At 57.5% G+C, this 15,261-nt stretch carries 23 protein-coding genes and 1 pseudogene; 20 read left to right on the top strand and 4 right to left on the bottom strand.

Annotated elements, in window-relative coordinates; translation table 11 throughout:
* Window positions 1-125: 125 nt before the first annotated feature.
* The 12 genes and pseudogenes from VLK31_RS35725 to VLK31_RS35670 form a co-directional block, all read left to right on the top strand.
* Window positions 126-479: pseudogene (locus tag VLK31_RS35725) on the top strand (transposase); the annotation flags it as partial.
* A 30-nt stretch (window positions 480-509) separates the two neighbouring features.
* On the top strand, window positions 510-950 hold the full coding sequence (locus tag VLK31_RS35720) for a hypothetical protein (RefSeq protein ID WP_409173233.1): 441 nt from the start codon (window positions 510-512) through the stop codon (window positions 948-950).
* A gap of 225 nt (window positions 951-1,175) precedes the next feature.
* Entirely contained in the window at window positions 1,176-1,562 is a 387-nt protein-coding gene (locus VLK31_RS35715) for a hypothetical protein (RefSeq protein WP_409173232.1), read from the top strand.
* A 115-nt stretch (window positions 1,563-1,677) separates the two neighbouring features.
* A complete protein-coding gene (locus tag VLK31_RS35710) occupies window positions 1,678-2,286 on the top strand; it encodes a hypothetical protein (protein ID WP_409173231.1) in 609 nt (202 codons plus the stop codon).
* 231 nt (window positions 2,287-2,517) lie between these two features.
* The gene (locus VLK31_RS35705) at window positions 2,518-2,928 is read left to right on the top strand and encodes a hypothetical protein (protein WP_409173230.1); all 411 of its coding nucleotides are present in this window, start codon (window positions 2,518-2,520) and stop codon (window positions 2,926-2,928) included.
* 114 nt (window positions 2,929-3,042) lie between these two features.
* Window positions 3,043-3,279: a hypothetical protein gene (locus VLK31_RS35700; RefSeq protein WP_409173229.1), complete on the top strand. Its 237-nt coding sequence runs from the start codon at window positions 3,043-3,045 to the stop codon at window positions 3,277-3,279.
* Between the two features lie 140 nt (window positions 3,280-3,419).
* The gene (locus VLK31_RS35695) at window positions 3,420-3,776 is read left to right on the top strand and encodes a hypothetical protein (RefSeq protein WP_409173228.1); all 357 of its coding nucleotides are present in this window, start codon (window positions 3,420-3,422) and stop codon (window positions 3,774-3,776) included.
* 85 nt (window positions 3,777-3,861) lie between these two features.
* Window positions 3,862-4,287, top strand: a complete 426-nt coding sequence (locus tag VLK31_RS35690) for a GCN5 family acetyltransferase (RefSeq protein ID WP_409173227.1) — start codon at window positions 3,862-3,864, stop codon at window positions 4,285-4,287.
* A 619-nt stretch (window positions 4,288-4,906) separates the two neighbouring features.
* The gene (locus VLK31_RS35685; protein WP_409173226.1) at window positions 4,907-5,251 is read left to right on the top strand and encodes a DUF6896 domain-containing protein; all 345 of its coding nucleotides are present in this window, start codon (window positions 4,907-4,909) and stop codon (window positions 5,249-5,251) included.
* Between the two features lie 42 nt (window positions 5,252-5,293).
* Window positions 5,294-5,797, top strand: coding sequence for a hypothetical protein (locus tag VLK31_RS35680; protein ID WP_409173225.1), 504 nt, complete (start codon window positions 5,294-5,296; stop codon window positions 5,795-5,797).
* Window positions 5,798-6,080: 283 nt separating this feature from the next.
* Window positions 6,081-6,509 carry a hypothetical protein gene (locus VLK31_RS35675; protein WP_409173224.1) on the top strand — a complete coding sequence of 143 codons (429 nt, stop codon included), beginning with the start codon at window positions 6,081-6,083 and terminating at the stop codon, window positions 6,507-6,509.
* Window positions 6,510-6,558: 49 nt separating this feature from the next.
* Entirely contained in the window at window positions 6,559-6,978 is a 420-nt protein-coding gene (locus VLK31_RS35670; protein WP_409173223.1) for a hypothetical protein, read from the top strand.
* 162 nt (window positions 6,979-7,140) lie between these two features.
* Here the strand turns inward: VLK31_RS35670 and VLK31_RS35665 are convergent, their stop codons facing one another.
* Entirely contained in the window at window positions 7,141-8,091 is a 951-nt protein-coding gene (locus VLK31_RS35665; RefSeq protein WP_409173222.1) for a class I SAM-dependent methyltransferase, read from the bottom strand.
* A gap of 629 nt (window positions 8,092-8,720) precedes the next feature.
* Here VLK31_RS35665 and VLK31_RS35660 point away from each other — a divergent pair.
* From VLK31_RS35660 to VLK31_RS35625, 8 genes are all read left to right on the top strand, one after another.
* Window positions 8,721-9,407 (top strand): hypothetical protein, encoded by a 687-nt coding sequence (locus VLK31_RS35660; protein ID WP_409173221.1) that lies wholly within the window; start codon window positions 8,721-8,723, stop codon window positions 9,405-9,407.
* 191 nt (window positions 9,408-9,598) lie between these two features.
* Window positions 9,599-9,943 (top strand): hypothetical protein, encoded by a 345-nt coding sequence (locus VLK31_RS35655; RefSeq protein WP_409173220.1) that lies wholly within the window; start codon window positions 9,599-9,601, stop codon window positions 9,941-9,943.
* A 286-nt stretch (window positions 9,944-10,229) separates the two neighbouring features.
* On the top strand, window positions 10,230-10,709 hold the full coding sequence (locus VLK31_RS35650) for a hypothetical protein (protein WP_409173219.1): 480 nt from the start codon (window positions 10,230-10,232) through the stop codon (window positions 10,707-10,709).
* A gap of 47 nt (window positions 10,710-10,756) precedes the next feature.
* Window positions 10,757-11,110 (top strand): hypothetical protein, encoded by a 354-nt coding sequence (locus VLK31_RS35645; RefSeq protein ID WP_409173218.1) that lies wholly within the window; start codon window positions 10,757-10,759, stop codon window positions 11,108-11,110.
* 112 nt (window positions 11,111-11,222) lie between these two features.
* A complete protein-coding gene (locus VLK31_RS35640; RefSeq protein WP_409173217.1) occupies window positions 11,223-12,038 on the top strand; it encodes a hypothetical protein in 816 nt (271 codons plus the stop codon).
* Window positions 12,039-12,172: 134 nt separating this feature from the next.
* On the top strand, window positions 12,173-12,304 hold the full coding sequence (locus VLK31_RS35635; protein ID WP_409173216.1) for a hypothetical protein: 132 nt from the start codon (window positions 12,173-12,175) through the stop codon (window positions 12,302-12,304).
* The gene (locus VLK31_RS35630) at window positions 12,273-12,755 is read left to right on the top strand and encodes a suppressor of fused domain protein (protein WP_409173234.1); all 483 of its coding nucleotides are present in this window, start codon (window positions 12,273-12,275) and stop codon (window positions 12,753-12,755) included. Before VLK31_RS35635 ends, VLK31_RS35630 begins: the two co-directional genes overlap by 32 nt.
* A 96-nt stretch (window positions 12,756-12,851) precedes the next feature.
* Window positions 12,852-13,337 carry a hypothetical protein gene (locus VLK31_RS35625; RefSeq protein ID WP_409173215.1) on the top strand — a complete coding sequence of 162 codons (486 nt, stop codon included), beginning with the start codon at window positions 12,852-12,854 and terminating at the stop codon, window positions 13,335-13,337.
* Window positions 13,338-13,512: 175 nt separating this feature from the next.
* On the opposite strand, the gene VLK31_RS35620 is transcribed toward VLK31_RS35625, so the two are convergent.
* The 3 genes from VLK31_RS35620 to VLK31_RS35610 all read right to left on the bottom strand — a co-directional run bounded on the left by VLK31_RS35620 (window position 13,513) and on the right by VLK31_RS35610 (window position 15,093).
* Complete coding sequence (locus VLK31_RS35620) at window positions 13,513-14,004, bottom strand: hypothetical protein (RefSeq protein WP_409173214.1); 492 nt, start codon at window positions 14,002-14,004, stop codon at window positions 13,513-13,515.
* 327 nt (window positions 14,005-14,331) lie between these two features.
* Window positions 14,332-14,817 (bottom strand): hypothetical protein, encoded by a 486-nt coding sequence (locus VLK31_RS35615; protein WP_409173213.1) that lies wholly within the window; start codon window positions 14,815-14,817, stop codon window positions 14,332-14,334.
* 51 nt (window positions 14,818-14,868) lie between these two features.
* Window positions 14,869-15,093 carry a hypothetical protein gene (locus VLK31_RS35610; protein ID WP_209503441.1) on the bottom strand — a complete coding sequence of 75 codons (225 nt, stop codon included), beginning with the start codon at window positions 15,091-15,093 and terminating at the stop codon, window positions 14,869-14,871.
* Between the last annotated feature and the right edge of the window lie 168 nt (window positions 15,094-15,261).

Raw genomic sequence — 15,261 nt, 5'->3', positions numbered from 1 at the left:
TCAATAAAGAAGTCAAGAAAGGAGGAAGACGCTAGAGTTATGCACAGCCGGCTTCCACGATGCCGGCTTCCATCCCCGGGTCAAAGTTCAACCGGCAGGGTGGGTCAAGATTCAACCGGCGCCGACACGGCAAGGAAGACACGGTGTGGGCGGACTCGGGCTATCGAGGCGCGCAGAGCCGAGTCAAACGCAGCGTGCAGTGGCACATTGCGGGCCGGCCCAGCGACATGGCGAAGATGCTGGAGGGCCGAGCTAAGGCGAGAGCACGCAAGCAGGAATTCCAGAAGGCCAGCATCCGGGCGAAGGTGGAGCACCCGTTCCGGGTGATCAAGCGGCAGTTCGGCCTCACGAAAGTGAGGTTCAAGGGACTGGCCAAGAACACGGCACATGTGATCACGCTGTTCGCGCTGTCGAACCTGTGGATGGCCAGAAGGAAATTGATTGCGATGATGGGACAGGTGCGTCCGCTGGCAGCGTAAGGGCACTACAGAAGCGCTCAAACACATCGAATGCCGGTGCAACGAGCCGGCGAGCGCTGCGACACAACACGCGCGCTCGTCATCAAGTCAATTTACGACTTGATCAGATGTTCCCTAGTGAATGCAATCGAATCAGGAAATCAGATTGCTGCTAAGTCGGAAAGAAGTTCTCTCATTTTTCGCATATTGCTGATTGCTGTGGAAACGATGCCTTTTGAGGTTCGCTTCACTTGGCACAGTCAGGCTCACGACGACAACATGAAGATGGAGCATACGCAACTGGCCTACCTGATCAGACTCGCAAACCGGCGATATGCAAAAGAGTTCGAAAACTTCAGTTTGTCAGGTGAAATTCTGGACATCAATGACCGCTACTTTTCTGGCCCGGATCAACTTGACCGGCAGACCTACAAAGCGCAGCTTGCTTCCTTCATGGCTGAAAAGCTGGCATCACCCGATTTTCTAGTTTGATGCCTGAAAAGAGCAACGTCTGGGCTGGACGGGCTGCAGGCGGCCGCGCGCTCCAAACATGAAAGTCTGCCTTTCCCTTCTAGATTGACCAGCTCAACGTCTCTCTTGGGCCCTTTGCTCTAATGAGGCGACAAGCTACAGTCGGCCAGGAGCCGACCTTCGCTCCTGTCCCCTGAATTCAATCGATATGCCATCCACGTGTAGCCCCAAACAGACTACGAGGCGATGAAGAAACTGCTCATTCAACGTGCAACGACGGGTGAGGGGCGATTCATTCGCCAAACAGGCTTCCCACGGTTTGGTCATGTGGTGCTTTCCGTAGAGCCCTCGTCCGCCAACGGCCTTTCGTTCCAGTGGGAAGTTTCGCCGGAGCAGATATCTGAGATGTTCAGGGATGCCGTCAGCCAGGGGGTGAGCCGCATGTTCGAGCCCGGCGCGAAGTTTGCTCAATACGAACCCGATGGCATCTTGATTCGCGTGGTTGGTGGCTCATCCCACGAGACAGACTCCAACGAAGGGAGCTTCGAGATTGCTGCCATGGAGGCCTTTGTGATGGCGCTGGTACCGCCCCCTGACGAGGCCGCCGGATTGCCGGGCAGTTCGAGGAACTGAGGCGTATGGCACAGTTCGGCCAAGACCAGCCGGTCGCGCCGGCGGTCAAGATCCAGCCACAGCAGAGGAACGAAGTGACCAACAACGGCTGCACGATTACATGCGAGGGAGGCAGGTGAAGCAAGCCAAGACAGTGTGGGCCTATACGCTATTCGGGCACGACGACGGCTCTTACATGTTGGGGGAAGAAACCCACGAGCCCGAGCATCAGAGCGGTGAATGGCGCTTCGGAGTCGCGGGGCGACCGCATCCGGCGACTTGCCCGGCATGCGGCGTCAAGGTCGATGCCCTCTACATCGGTCCCGAGTACCGCGTGAAGAAGCGCCGCAGGGACATCACCGCTACGTATGACGGCTATATCCTGGTGTCGGAACGCCTGCGCAGGGTGCTCCAGGAGGGCGGTGCCGCGAACGAGGACTTCATTGCGCTACCGGCGGACCCGGATTTTTACTGGCTGCGCCCGCAAAAAACTCTGGAATATTCGGCTGCTGAACGCGCAAAACGCTGCCCGGCGTGCGGGCAGTTTTTCGATGAAGTAGCCCCCATCCCATTGTTTGCAGGCAAGCTTTTCGAACCCATCGCAGCGGGGGTCTATCGCTCCTCCATAGAGTTCGGCTCAGCCCCTCTCAAGGCGTTTCAAGTCGTCATAGGGTTGCGCGCCGCGCTTGCGATAAAAGCAAACTCCTTGGTGGGTATCGATTTGGCGGAAGTTCTAGGTGGCTGACGACTGTCTGGTAATGACAAAGCCGTATGGCTCCATCTCGCCTTTGGCTTCGCCTGCCTTCGAGTCCAGTCGGCCAGAAACGGACGGTCACCCGTCAGGCAAACTTCGGCCAGGAGCAGCCATTAACTGCTGCGACAGAATCGAGCTGGAAGCGGCCATTGGAGGAAGGTGATGGAGTCATTCAGAGTCATGCACTGTGCAGTCGATGAAGAACTGTTGGAGAGTTCGACCTTGCACGTAGATGCACTGTCGAAGAAGTGGCTCGCATACTGCGAAGACCTCTTGTGCAGCGGCCCAATCGTCGCCACCCACTTGGACGGTCCGCTGGATTCCTGGAGCGTGGAGTGCACGGCGGGAAAGTGCAACTTCAGCATTGGGGGCCGTGTTGTCTATGCTTGTGCGATTCTTCGCTCAGGCGGCAAAGCGGCAGAGCTCCAGAACCAGCAGCTCCTGGATTCGCTTAGTTCACCCGCGTGGCAGAGCGTCCGGGCTCAGGCCCCCGATGAACGACCGCTTTTCATCGTCATGAACCTGTTCCCCGAGGGGGTTTCCAGCAAGGATAGCGAGGCCATGTTTCAGCTCGCGTATCACTTCGCGGCTGCATATTTGAATTGGTTTGAGGACGGCCATGCCGTCTCGTAGCCGGTAAGCTAAAGGCAGGATGCGGCCAGAACCAGTCACTCACTCACCTACCGTCATGCGCGTTGGTAACGTACAGTGAAGGCTGTCCCGATACAAGAAGCAAGGAGTTCTGTAGTGCACGAACATCATGTCATCGTTTACGTCAACGAAATTGCTAAGACGTTCACCGCGACCGCCCGAAAGCAGAGCGCTCGACTCGCGGAGGTTGACGATTGGGCGAAGGCGAATGGATTTGTTCGAGCGGAAAAGGCGAACAGCATTGACGAAGCAAGTGCCGAAGAGATGAAGAAGCTCGAGATTGAGAAGTACGAAGTGAAGGGTTATCAGTACGTGACCCGGCCACCGCTCTGAGCCGCGAGCAATGCCAAAGGCGGAAGCCGGCCAAGACCGGTCACTCGAGCCTCCCGCGAAATTCCCCGAGAAGCGGACGGTCGTACAGGCTCGCTCGACGATACGGCCGCCGACTTCGACACTTCGAACACACGAAATAGATGAAGCTACGTGCAATCGTGAGCGCCTCGGCGAACAGCGGTGCCTGCGGTGGAATGGCATACATCTACTGCTACGACCCGAGGCAGAACTATTGCTTCTCGCTCACCCGCGCATTCGGGTCCAACGACATTGAAGTAATGGTCGTCGACCAAGTAGTACATCGAGTCGAGTGTTTGGGGATTGCACTTCATGCATCTGGCTTCAGAGCAACGCTGAGCATGAACGCGGCTTCGCTGCTCGACGGTCACGCCGAATATGACATTGAGTTTCTGCCGGTAGACTGGAACCCACAAACCGTCGAAGAAGCACTGGCCGCAATCTTCCGTGGGAAAGAGGGCCTGAGTGCGTGCGACTGAATGCGACAGGCTCCAGTCGGCGACAACCTGACATTGGGCGACACGGCAGAATTCGACCAAACAAAACTGTTCGAACCCCGACACAATGACTGGCCCATATCCCGATGTCATCGATCCAACGCTGATTGGTTCATACGCCGCTTCAGCGATGTCAGGCGGAGGCTACGTTTGGGATGCTGTTCTGGGGTACCGGGTGTGGTGTCATCCGGAGCGCGGCGCAGCTGACCTTGAGGACGGCAGTGACTACTACTACTCTTTTGCTTCCTTCGCGGACGCCCTGATCTTTGCCGATCACACCGCAGGCGCCGAGAAGCCGCTCGCTTTGATCGTGCAGGAGGAGTACATCGACGAGCCCTCTCCCGGCAAGTATCGGCACGTGAAGAAGAGGCGCGTAGCGGAGTGGCAGGTTGAATTTCTCTCGCGACCACGCCGAACGCCGCAAACAATTCCAGACTTTATGGCGCCGGACGCGCCAGCGAACCGCTTGGCGATCCTCCGCGGTCAGGTCTGACCGCTATAAGCTAAGCAGAAACCGCGAGCGACGTCGGACGGCCATGAGCGGAATTTCGTCATAGCCGCCCAGTTTTCTGAGGTCGGGCGGCCAATCTGTCACCGTTGTGCATTCACCCTAAATACAGTCGGTCGCCATGAAATATGTAACCGCTGCCATTGCCTTTGCCTTGCTTCTTTCCGGCTGCGCCACGTCGAAAGCTGTCCAAGGGCCAAGCGGCGGAGTCGCATATTTCATCAAGTGCGGTAGCGCGGTCATCGACGCCTGCTACGAGGAGGCGGCCAGGGTGTGCCGGAGGGGCTATACGTTCGCGGACAAGCAAATCAACCCGAATGGGGTGGCGATGCCCGTTGGGACGGGCTTCGCTATGGTCCGTGGTCCGAATTCGATGCTTGTGGAATGCAAGTCGTGAGCGCACCTCGTTGAGGTCGCGTTCGGCCGAGGTTGTGTGAAAACGCTGGTGCTGTACCGATTGCATGAAAGCCGACCGCTCAGAGCGCGCCTGGATCGACGATCAAGGGTTCGGGAATGCTTTGGCTACCCACAAAAATACCACCTTCGAACGTTTTCACACAGCCTCGGCCAGAACCAGACGCTCAACTCATCGCCCCACCAACCTATGAATGATGACTTGATACGAGAACTGCTCGAGTGTCAGCGAAGGCTCAGTGCCGCGCTGCTGCAGCGTTACCCCGAGGTGCAAGGGAACAAATGGCTTCTTGGCGTTCAGATAGCTGAAGATCTCGAAGTTCACGGCGAGCATTGGGCGGCCCAGAAACACGGGTCTGGCGTGGTCTTCACACGACAAGCACCAGTGCCCCACCTCGTCGTCGACATGCACACGGCAGTCAGCGAACCGGAGGTAATTGATCCTTGGCGAGTACAGCAATTTGCCGAATCGAAGGGTCAGCCTTTGCGCTATGACGAGGCTGAGTCTTTGCTTTACCGAGCATCGATGGGTTGACAGCCCTCGGCCACAACCGGACATTCGAACGCGACTCTCAACATGAACTCATTGACCTGGGACGAGCTTTTCGTCGACGCAGAAAGGCTAGATTTCAACCGCCTGCTGTTGGAATGGCCCGGCATGGTGACTGGGCAGATTCGACCAATCGGGGCCTCGGTCTTTGGCGACATGTTCTTTGAACTGAGGACAGGCGAAGTTGAAAAGCTCGATGTCCTTGAGGGTGGCGTGCATAGGGTTGCTGAGAGCTTCCAGCACTTCACCGGGATGATGAACTCGCTAGAGTGGCAAGAGCAGAACCTTTTAAGCCAAGGTGTGGCGCTGCTCAAGGAGCGCGGCGTATTGCGTGGCCCGAGCCAGTTCTATGGATTCGCTCCCCACCCGGCGTTCACTGGAAAAATCGACTGGTCCAAGGTGATGCCGCTGGATGCAGTCGTGTGGAATTCGATTTGTGCGCAGTCACTCGGCGCCGCCCCGATCCCCGAAGCGCAACCAGCGACTACCCCACAACCCAAAAGTCCGTGGTGGAAATTCGGCAGGACTTGAACACCGAATTTTGAGACTGCTCGACCGCGAACTTCTGCTTTCAGCAAGTGGGACTGGCTGCTTCGGCCCTTTGCGCCGACCTTGCGTGGGCTACAGTCGGCCAGAAGCAGCCGGTCGGCCGCGCTGTGGAATTCGCGAGGTAGTGGACATTCGCGTTCTGCAAGTTTTGAGTTCGAGGGTTGGCTGACCTTGAAGCTCGTGCACACAAACCGGCCTCCGTGAACAATGACCCTTACGAATACGTTCACACCGCGTGTCAAACTTCAGAAGATGAGGGATTGCGATGAAATTTGAGACGCTGCTGGGTCGGCAGATGAAGGACGACGACGTTGTCGAAGTGCTGGAAATAAATGACATGCAAGTCGTCTACGACTTCGACCGCACGCATGAGAACCTTGAGGACGTTTACTGGGCAGCCGCTCCTTCGCGCGGTTTTCAGTTCCGATTCGACCAGGACCAAAAGCTTGACGTAGTGTTTATCTACATTCTGGCAAGCGAGGGCTTCGCGCCTATCGCCCAAGACGACGTCGAGGTGCCTGTTTTCGAGACCTTTGACCAAGCGAAGGAAGCATTCGTGCGAACAAACATTCCATTCAGCGAAAGCCCCGGCGAAAAGTGGTGGGTCAAAGGCGATTTCGGCGCCAATACTCGCCACTACCAGTTTCGGGATGGCGCGCTCTTCCGCCTGACGCTGAGCACGAAAGGCGCATAGGTAGCATCGGCGGCTTCGGCCAAGAGCAGTCATCCGACCAGGATTCTCAGTGCCTCGAAAAATCACTTCTATCACCCGCGACATCGCCGAGTTTTCGCCCGCTGAAGATGGCAATTGGCGTCGCTTGGACGACCTGCTCGATGAACTTTGGCAAGCAGGCGGCCCAGAGCAAGCGATCCCCGAAATGCTGAGCGTCTTTGAACGCTATCCCGAGGAGGACGGGTACGGAGTGATGTGGAGCCTTGTTCACGGATTAGAGAGGCTTCCGAACTACGAGCCCGCTCTTCTTGCTTCATTGGCGCGACAGCCAAGTGAACTCGGCATAGCGATGATCGGGCGCATGTTGAACTCTGGCATCACTGAGATCGGTGACATCTCATTGCTGCTGACACTGCAGGAAATCGCTCGCACTGCGACCTCTCCGCAGATCAGAGAAGCAGCGAACAGCGTGGCGTCACGGCCACCTTGATCGTCCGCTATGGAGCGCATCCATTGATTGCCTCAAGTCCATCGCTATGGCGGTGCGGTCGGCTACAGTCGGCCAAGATCAGTCATTCGACAGCTTGCTTCAATTCACACGAAGGCGCTCCAGGGGGCCGTCCGCACGTGGCGCTAATGCGTAGCGCACCCTTCAGACCTCAGGTCGAACATCCGGCGGCGCCCGGTACACCAACACCTTCAGCGACCGCTCGTCGGACACGTCGGGAAAGGTGCTTGGATTCGCCAGTCTCTCTACGAAATCCAGCTCTGGCGCCAGTTCGATCATTTGCTCCTGCAGAAATTTTGGTCCCAGTTCTGGGGCATTTAGGCATAGCAGGACAACGCCGTCGGGCTCCAGCAGGTCAGGCAAGCGCTTAATCAGCCGGGCGTAGTCCTTGGTCGCAACGAAACTTCCCTTTTGATAGCTCGGTGGGTCAACGATGACCAGCCCGTAAGGGCCTCCGCGCGTGATTTTCCCCCACGAACTGAAAAGGTCATGGGGAAGGAAGCTCGCGCCGGCGAGCACGCCGTTGGCGCGGTGGTTCTGTTGCCCCACGGCCAGAGCGCCCTTGCTCATGTCCAGGTTGGTGACGTGCCGGGCCCCTGCCTGCAATGCGACCACAGAAAACGCGCAGGTGTAGGCAAACAGGTTGAGCACCTTGACGCGCGACCGGGCGTCTGGGCGCGCCTTCACAAACGCACGAACCCAGCGCCGTCCTTCGGCCATGTCGAGAAACAGCCCGTGGTTCTGGCCCCGGCCCACGTTGACGCGATAGCGAGCACCCTCCTCGGTGACCCAATGCGGGTCGGGCACCGAGCCGCCCATGAGCTGTGTGCTGCTCTGGCCTTCATGCCGGCACTGAAACACCCATTGCAGTGTTTCACCCGGCGCCAACTGCGCCCATCGGCGCTCCAGCGCGGCACCAATTGCAGCCAGTTCGCCGTCGGTCACAGGCTTGAAGCTGGTCAACACCCAAACCGGTGGGAAAAAGTCCAGCGACAAGTGAGCGCACTCGGGATGAAGCCCACCACGGCCGTGGAAGATGCGCTGCGCGTCCACCGGTGCGGACATTGAAGCGATTGCGTCGAACAGGGGCTGCATAGGCATAGGCTCTCATTCTGACCGGATATCGCGGTGGTCCTGGCCAAGACTCCACTGGGTGAACGGGACCGCCACGCCTCGGAAGAGGCCGGAAGCACCAGAAGCATGCTGACAACGAGCACACCTGCTCCGGCGACGAAATCCAAGCAGCCGATTTCATCGCGACGGAGCTGAGGGCGAGCCTTGCCGCCAGCCATCCTTCAACCGGCCCACGTGGGCTGCGCATAGGCTAAGCCTCACTTCCATCGAGCCGCAGGACATTCACTTGCGAGAAGAGGCTCTCGACGAGCGGCAACAGGTGTTCCTGGTGGCTGGGCGGGAACGCAGCCGCCGACTGCAGCAGACCTTGCCGGCTGCGGCACCTTTCAAACAGGCTTCGCTCACATCCTGACCATCACCAATACGGGTGGGGCGGTTCTGGGATTGCGGATTTGCTTCTGACGGATTTGGCCGCCGGGAGGGAAGCGGCCGAAGTCAACACCTGGGGTACAACTTTGCGACGCGAGTCGCGGGGAGGTACGCAAGAGAATGCGTAAGCGCCCCGGTAACATGACGGTCGGCGGTCGGCCAGAACCGGCCGTTCACGGTGCCCCTCCACAACTTCAGAACACACGGGGATGATTGAGTAGATGAAGTTCCAACCGTTGACGCGACGACGGCTTGCTACCTACATGGGTCTTGCGAGTACCGGCCTGTCGAGCCATTTACTTAAGGCTGCCGAACAGAGCCACCCTGCCGCTGAGACCAGAAACACAATGCAGCTTCAAATCGACCACATCATGTTTCCGGTGTATTTCAACAACGCTTTCCTGGACATTGTCGAGCAGACCTGGAAAGGCAAAGCGACCGGAAGAGTTTTTTCCCAACCTCAGAACGCCGTCTTCAAGGCGGTGTATCTCCAGGGCAAGAGCTTCTACGTAGAGCATCTATCGACAGTCGAGTCCGAACCGTATTGGTCCAGTACTCTGTATATCGTAGTACCGAAGGAATTCTGGTCGTACTACGCAACGCCGGCTCTTCGCTCGGAACACTTCCTCATGCCTCGCTTCGGATGCGGCTATTCGCTCGTGAGTCCGGAGTTTCCTCACCTGCACTCAAGTCTTCCTGAGCAAAGCTACGACGGTCTTTCCATCCTGATTTCCTCCGCGCTCGAAGCCGAGTTGAAGACGCTCGCCGGGAGAGCGTGGAGTTTGCCGCCCAACGTGCGGGTGCACAACGGGCTGCATCATGCTCACGACATGGTTGTCGTCGATAGCGAATCGAAGGTCGTTGCGCCGTTGTACCAAGCCAACCCACTTTTACGGGAGCACCTCTAAGCCGCATCGAAGGTCAGCTTTGGAGAAAAACTGTACAGCCGGTATGGGCCCGTTCACGACAGCGGCGCGACCGGCTACAGTCGGCCAGAACCGGTCATTGACCGCTAGCTCAGAACTCGGCCGCAAGCGGCCTTTCGTCATGTCGCCCGACAGCACTACCAATTCGCAAATCCAGTAAAGACACGAAAACCATGATCGGCATCACATTCATCTACGAAGAAAACCCGGAACGCCTGAAACCACTGGGTGAAGAAGGCCCCGACGCACTGGACGACCTGACGGTGGTCAATATGGACGTATTGAATTCGCTGGACTTTGCGGTTCTGTGTGGCCAGGCGGCGGAGTGGAACCAGGGAGAGCCTGCTGTATTGCTGGAAGATTTGGTGGTCGTTCGAGTGGCGCCCGAGGCGTTGGATCACGTCCTAAGTGGCCAGCATGACGGTCTCGAATCAGAGCAGCTTGCAGATCTAGATCGGCTCAGATTGTTCGTGACACAGCATGGCAAGGAACACGTTTGGGAGTTCGCAACGTTCTAGCGCTTTTTGTAGTTCCTGAGACAGTTCAGTCCGAGGATTCGAATAACCGCTTAGCGCCCTTCGCGATGGCGGTTGTTGGGCCCTTTGAACTGACCGCCTGTGCGGCTACAGTCGGCCAGAACCCGTCATTCGTAGCCGGCCTCAAATTCGCCGCATAGCGGACGTTCTCAGAGTCCGAGCAACACCTTCCGGCCAGGTTGAGCTTGCACTCATCGAAGCGCGTGCACAAAACCTGACCTGAGTAAACAATCTCCAAGGACCGCTTGTCTCCTTCGCAACGGGTCAAATGCAAACACCGAAGCTCATGAAGAAAATCTGTATCGCCGCGCTCGCTGCATTTGCTCTGCAAGTGACTGCTGCCGAGAACTGCTCGAAAGTCGCTTGCTCAAGCGGCTCGCGTGTTGTAACCAAGGGCGGGCCGGTCGACATCTACTATGGGTGCGAATCCCCTGCGCAGGCGGAGTACGTGAATTTCGTTGTGTTGATGATTGGCATCTTGGTTGCCACCAAAGGCACCTCTAACATCTCGCCAGCGACCGGTGAACCTGACCTCGCAGGGGACAACAAGGTGTTGCTCGACCGCCTGCGTGCAAAGGCCAATGTAGCGACTGTCGGGGAGGCGATTGCTCACTGCACGAGAGTGCAGAAGAACACGCTAGCCACTGTGTTTGACGCTGGTTCCGGCAGCAGCGTGATGAGGATTGGGGACCCGTCGCCGAAGCGCGCCTATTGGTTGCCGAAGGACGCGGTCCAACCCGCCAACTAGGCATCAAGAAAAGCCAGCAACCGGCCAGAAGCGGAAGTAGAAACACCATGGCAAGCGAAGAACTTATCGAAGGCTTAGAAGGCTGGTTCCAGCCTTGGAACGAGCACGATTTGGCGGCTCGACCTCTCGTGAAAATTGGTGGGACCTACACCATTTACACAGGACGCCTGACAGACGCCGAGGTCGCAACCCTGGGCAGCCTACTTCTAAGGCTACCGGGAGCGCGGCCAGGCTCGATGGGCTTCTTCAGTGACCCCTCTGGCAATCCGTGGCTAGAAGCGTCGTTTGAGCCTTCGGGCATCACCATCGAGGGCCAAGTATCGCCGGAGCAGTGGGCTTCGTGGGACACAGCCTTCAGAGCGGCTGTCGAGGAAGCCAAGCTGCCACGCTTCCCAGCATAGAGGCGCAGGCTTGCGTTAGTCCCTTTGCTCTGACGGACCGTGCGGCTACAGTCGGCCAGAACCGGCCGTTGGCCGCCCGTCGCTGATTCTTGAGCTCCAACCCTTCAAATAGATGCCAAACTCGACTGATGTTCAAACAGCGCTGCGTTCATTGGGGGCCGCCACGGGGAGCGTCTACCTCGAAGGTCTGACGGAAGCTGAAGTTGTTGCGATAGAGGCGGAGGTCGGACTTGAAGCGCCGCCATTGCTGCGAGACTACTATCACAAAGTTGGACTAGTTCAGGACCTCACCTATGCTGGTAAACACGTTGACCTGCGGCCGTTTGAGAAGGCTCGGGAATGTCGTCAGGCAAGAGATGGTTTGCTGGAAATCTTCGGGGAGATAGCAGAGGAAGCATTCCCCTTTGCGCTAGACCAGGCAGAGCGGACATGGGCCGTGGCGCCCTCAAGCGCTGGCGAGCGACTTGTGATGTTCGACCTCGAGCTGGCTACGCAAACGCAGAAGCAACTCTTCGCCGAATGGCTGGCCGACGTCATCTCGGACGCTGCGTTGAATGCGGATAGTCTGGTACCAAATTCGAAGAAGCGACGCTATGTGCAGTTCACTTTCTCCGCACTCTCCGAAGGGGACGTGCTCGCTGCCTGCGATGACGCAGCGGAAGTCAAGCAGCTCTCGGGTTGGGAAGGTGAAGAGACGTCCGCTGCAGGCGTCAGAACCGCGAAACGGCGTTTCGCGCTGTCCGACGAGCTATTGACGATGAGTCGCATGGAGCATGCGTCTTGGCCAGGGCCGATTTTCTCCTTTGACTTTTCCGAACCAGTCTCGGCCCCGCTTGAGAACTCGCTTCTTCGACGCCTGCACAAAACGTTCAGTGCCAGGGAGATTGGCTACAAGCTGGTCGACTACGGTCCGCTGCCTGAGCATTGAACGGCTGCCAAAGCGAAGGTCAGCTTTGGAGCGGCGTGTAGGACCGCTTAGGGCCCCTTCGCGAAGTTGGCGCGACCGGCGACAGTCGGCCAAAACCAGACACCCGTTCCCACCGTTCAATTGAAGGAGTTCGCTTGGCCAAAGACCATGAGCCGCCTGCCCGCTACAAGGCGTGGGTTTCCCACCTGCAAACCTCGACCGCGGGACAGTGGTCTGTGAACTCCTCCGAGGACGATACCGAGCGCCATTCGATTCTCATTTTTTGAAAGTGCAACTGCTGAGGGGACCCTGCTGTCGACCGTCGGCTTGATGGATGTGAATATCAGCGCAACATCTGAACGGGAGCTACGGACAGAGGTACTGCTTGACCACCGTGGTCACGCATCCCAAGAAGCGAATGTCCTAGCGACCATCGCCTTCTACGTTCTGAAGAACGGATGGCGCCCATCGCCTGGCGTTGTGTTTGAAGAGATGTTGACCTTCTACCTGCCCGATGGGCCCCTGCCTCACGTACTCTTCATCCCGCCATATCAGTGGGCCGATTCCAGCATGACAAGGGCTACGGTCGGTGACCTCACCATCTATCCGCTCTTGGCGGTCCCAATCTCCGAATTAGAACGCCTCTTCGTCTCCACCCAAGGCTACGAACAGCTCCAGGCAATGTGGGAGGAACGCCAAACGGATGTACTGGATTGGACGAGAGCCGGAACAATCTAGGCGTGAGACAGGATGCGGCCATAACCTGTCATTCGCGCTATCGGGCAGAATTTGGCCAGCTCTAAACATTTGCACATCACGATCTAAGGGGACTCGATGGCGAGCGAAAACCATGCATCGGGACATCTATTGCTTGATGACCGAGCCGAGTCCTTGGAAGCTGCTTTCAAGAAGATTGGGATGCTTCCAAGCGAACCCTATCCCACCAATCATGGCGTATGGCAAGGCATCTTCCATGCACCGTCGGCCCCCAACCGGGCTGGCAACATCATCACGTTTGGCATTAGCTTTAAAGACTTCGGTGATCGGGGAGAGATTGGCGGATTTCTTGATTTCTGGGAGTCGTTCATTTGCGATTTGCCAGGTCGGGAGCTCTTCATATGTGTGACGACAAGCTACTTTGGCTCGCGGCACATCTTTGGGAAGTTCTACTATTTGTGGGAGCAGCGACCGGGGAGGGAGCATGCATGGCGGTTTCGCGGCGACGGTCACCCTTACGGAGAGGCCGAAAAATGGACATCTCGGTTTCCGTACGATCCGTTGCCGCCAGTCCCTGACCAACCAATCGGCGAAATCCGGTAACGGCCGAGGCTGTGTGGAAACGCCTGCGGCGCCCCAGTATGCCGAGCATTCGCCTCGCGAGGGCCACCGGCGGCTTCACAGGCCATCCAGTAGTCGCAGGCGTTTCCACACAGCCTCGGCCAGAAGCGGACCTACTGGACCTCATGCCGCATAGCCGTCCTGGGTTCGCCAAGCATCAACGTTTGGCGGCTGCGAGTCTCGCCAAGACGGCGACTGCCTCCGCCTCTAAATGCGGCACCTTGTCGAAGGTCCAAGTGGCGTCGCACCAGTCGCAGCAATTCCAGAGATTACCCATCCAACGGTCTAGATTTGGCATTGGTGGCTTGTCCAAGAACGCCGCGTCCAAGTCGTCTACCAGCCTGCAAAGAGTAGCGGGATCGATTTCATGGGCGACGTAGCGACGCAAGGCTCTTTCAAGTGCAGCGACCGCGAGCGGCTGAGCTGCATCCGACCACGGCTCGAAACCATTGATTTGCTTGGCCAAGAACTGAAGGTGCGAGCGCGTGCGCTCGATGTCGGCGCCTCCCCACATCTCTGCCAGTTCGACGGCTGTTTCGCCTGCTTCGTAGGCAGCTTCCACCCATGGCGTCACTTCTGCCGCATCTCCTGTGCGAAACCAAAACTCAGTTGCTAGGCGATTGAGTTCACCTTTCCAATTCTTGCTCACAAAACCTCCCATTTGGCCCGCAGCTTACGCGCCGACCGTCTGCTTTGGAGCAGGACGACCGGCTGCTTCGGGCCCGAAACGGTCGTCTGCACTTCCCATAAGCAGTCGCTCGTTTCTTGGCTACTCCGCGAGTTCTTTCTTACGCAGTATGTCTAGGACCGCCACGTCTTTCGCCCCGTACTTGCTGGCGGTACGCGCTGCGAGCACTACCGAATCGAATTGGGACCCATCGAGAAACCTACTTAGGGCGATGTCGAACGACGAGCCACCAAAGTCGAGCTTCTGCCAATCTGCTGCAGCATCGAGCTTGTCTCGTCGCACAAGCACTTACGTCTCGACATTCCTTTTAATCTTTTCGCCAGGCAAAGCCTCAAAAGTAACACCACCTGCAAACTTCGCTTTTGAGATATCGAGCGCCCAGTCCACATCGCTGTAGTAGGCGCTGACGGCAAGGTCCCAAGCAGCTTGCTGAGCAGGCGTGGCGATCGTTCCCGCCGCCACTCTGCGGTTGATTTTTAGTCCGCTCATGTGCCCGGCCAGTTCGACTTGACTGAACACGCATCCCCATAAAAAAAGCGGGTCGGAGCCAAGCCGCTTCATCCCATCGAGTGAAATCCTCTCAAGCCGAGAAGTAAGAAGGCTGCAGTTCACGTGCGACACATCAGCAAGAGTCACATCGGAGAAAACAGTGAACTCTCCCGGCACCAAAGAAAGGGGAACGTAGCAGGAGTCAAATATGACCCGTGCACAGTCGAAGTCGGAAAATCCGCTCGTCGAGCGGCCGCCAAAGGCCCTATCGGAAATCTGTTTCATAGGCCGATTCTGAAGATGCTCCACGCGAGTCTGGTTGTGACCGCATCCAGCCTAACCATACAAGATTACTGCGCCGACAAAGTATGCCGCGATCAGTGTTGCTGCGAGAATCTTTGCGATATGCAGTAGCCTTTCAGGCGACAGCCTGCTCTTCATCGGATGTTCCTCGGGCAGCACCTTCTTGAGCACCCAGGCGCCGAAGAACAACAGAGCGAGTAGTGTCGCGCAGGCGAGTAAGAAGAAGCCCTGGATGATGCTCTTGCCGCTCAATTCCATATTCAAGCAACCTTCAGCATTAAAGTTCGAATGTCTGGTCCTGGCCGACTGTAGCCTGTCGCCTCATTAGAGCAAAGGGCCCATAGCGGACGTCAAGCCCGCTCGTCGTTAGAAGGACCTACAACAGACTTGCGCCCTGGATCGGCATAGTTGAATCGCTGCCGCTCG

It is taken from the genome of Variovorax sp. H27-G14 (assembly GCF_046156345.1).
In the GTDB taxonomy this organism is placed as follows: Bacteria; Pseudomonadota; Gammaproteobacteria; order Burkholderiales; family Burkholderiaceae_C; genus Variovorax.
Note: the sequence above shows the minus strand (reverse complement) of the source record. Positions and strands in the feature narration are given on the sequence as shown.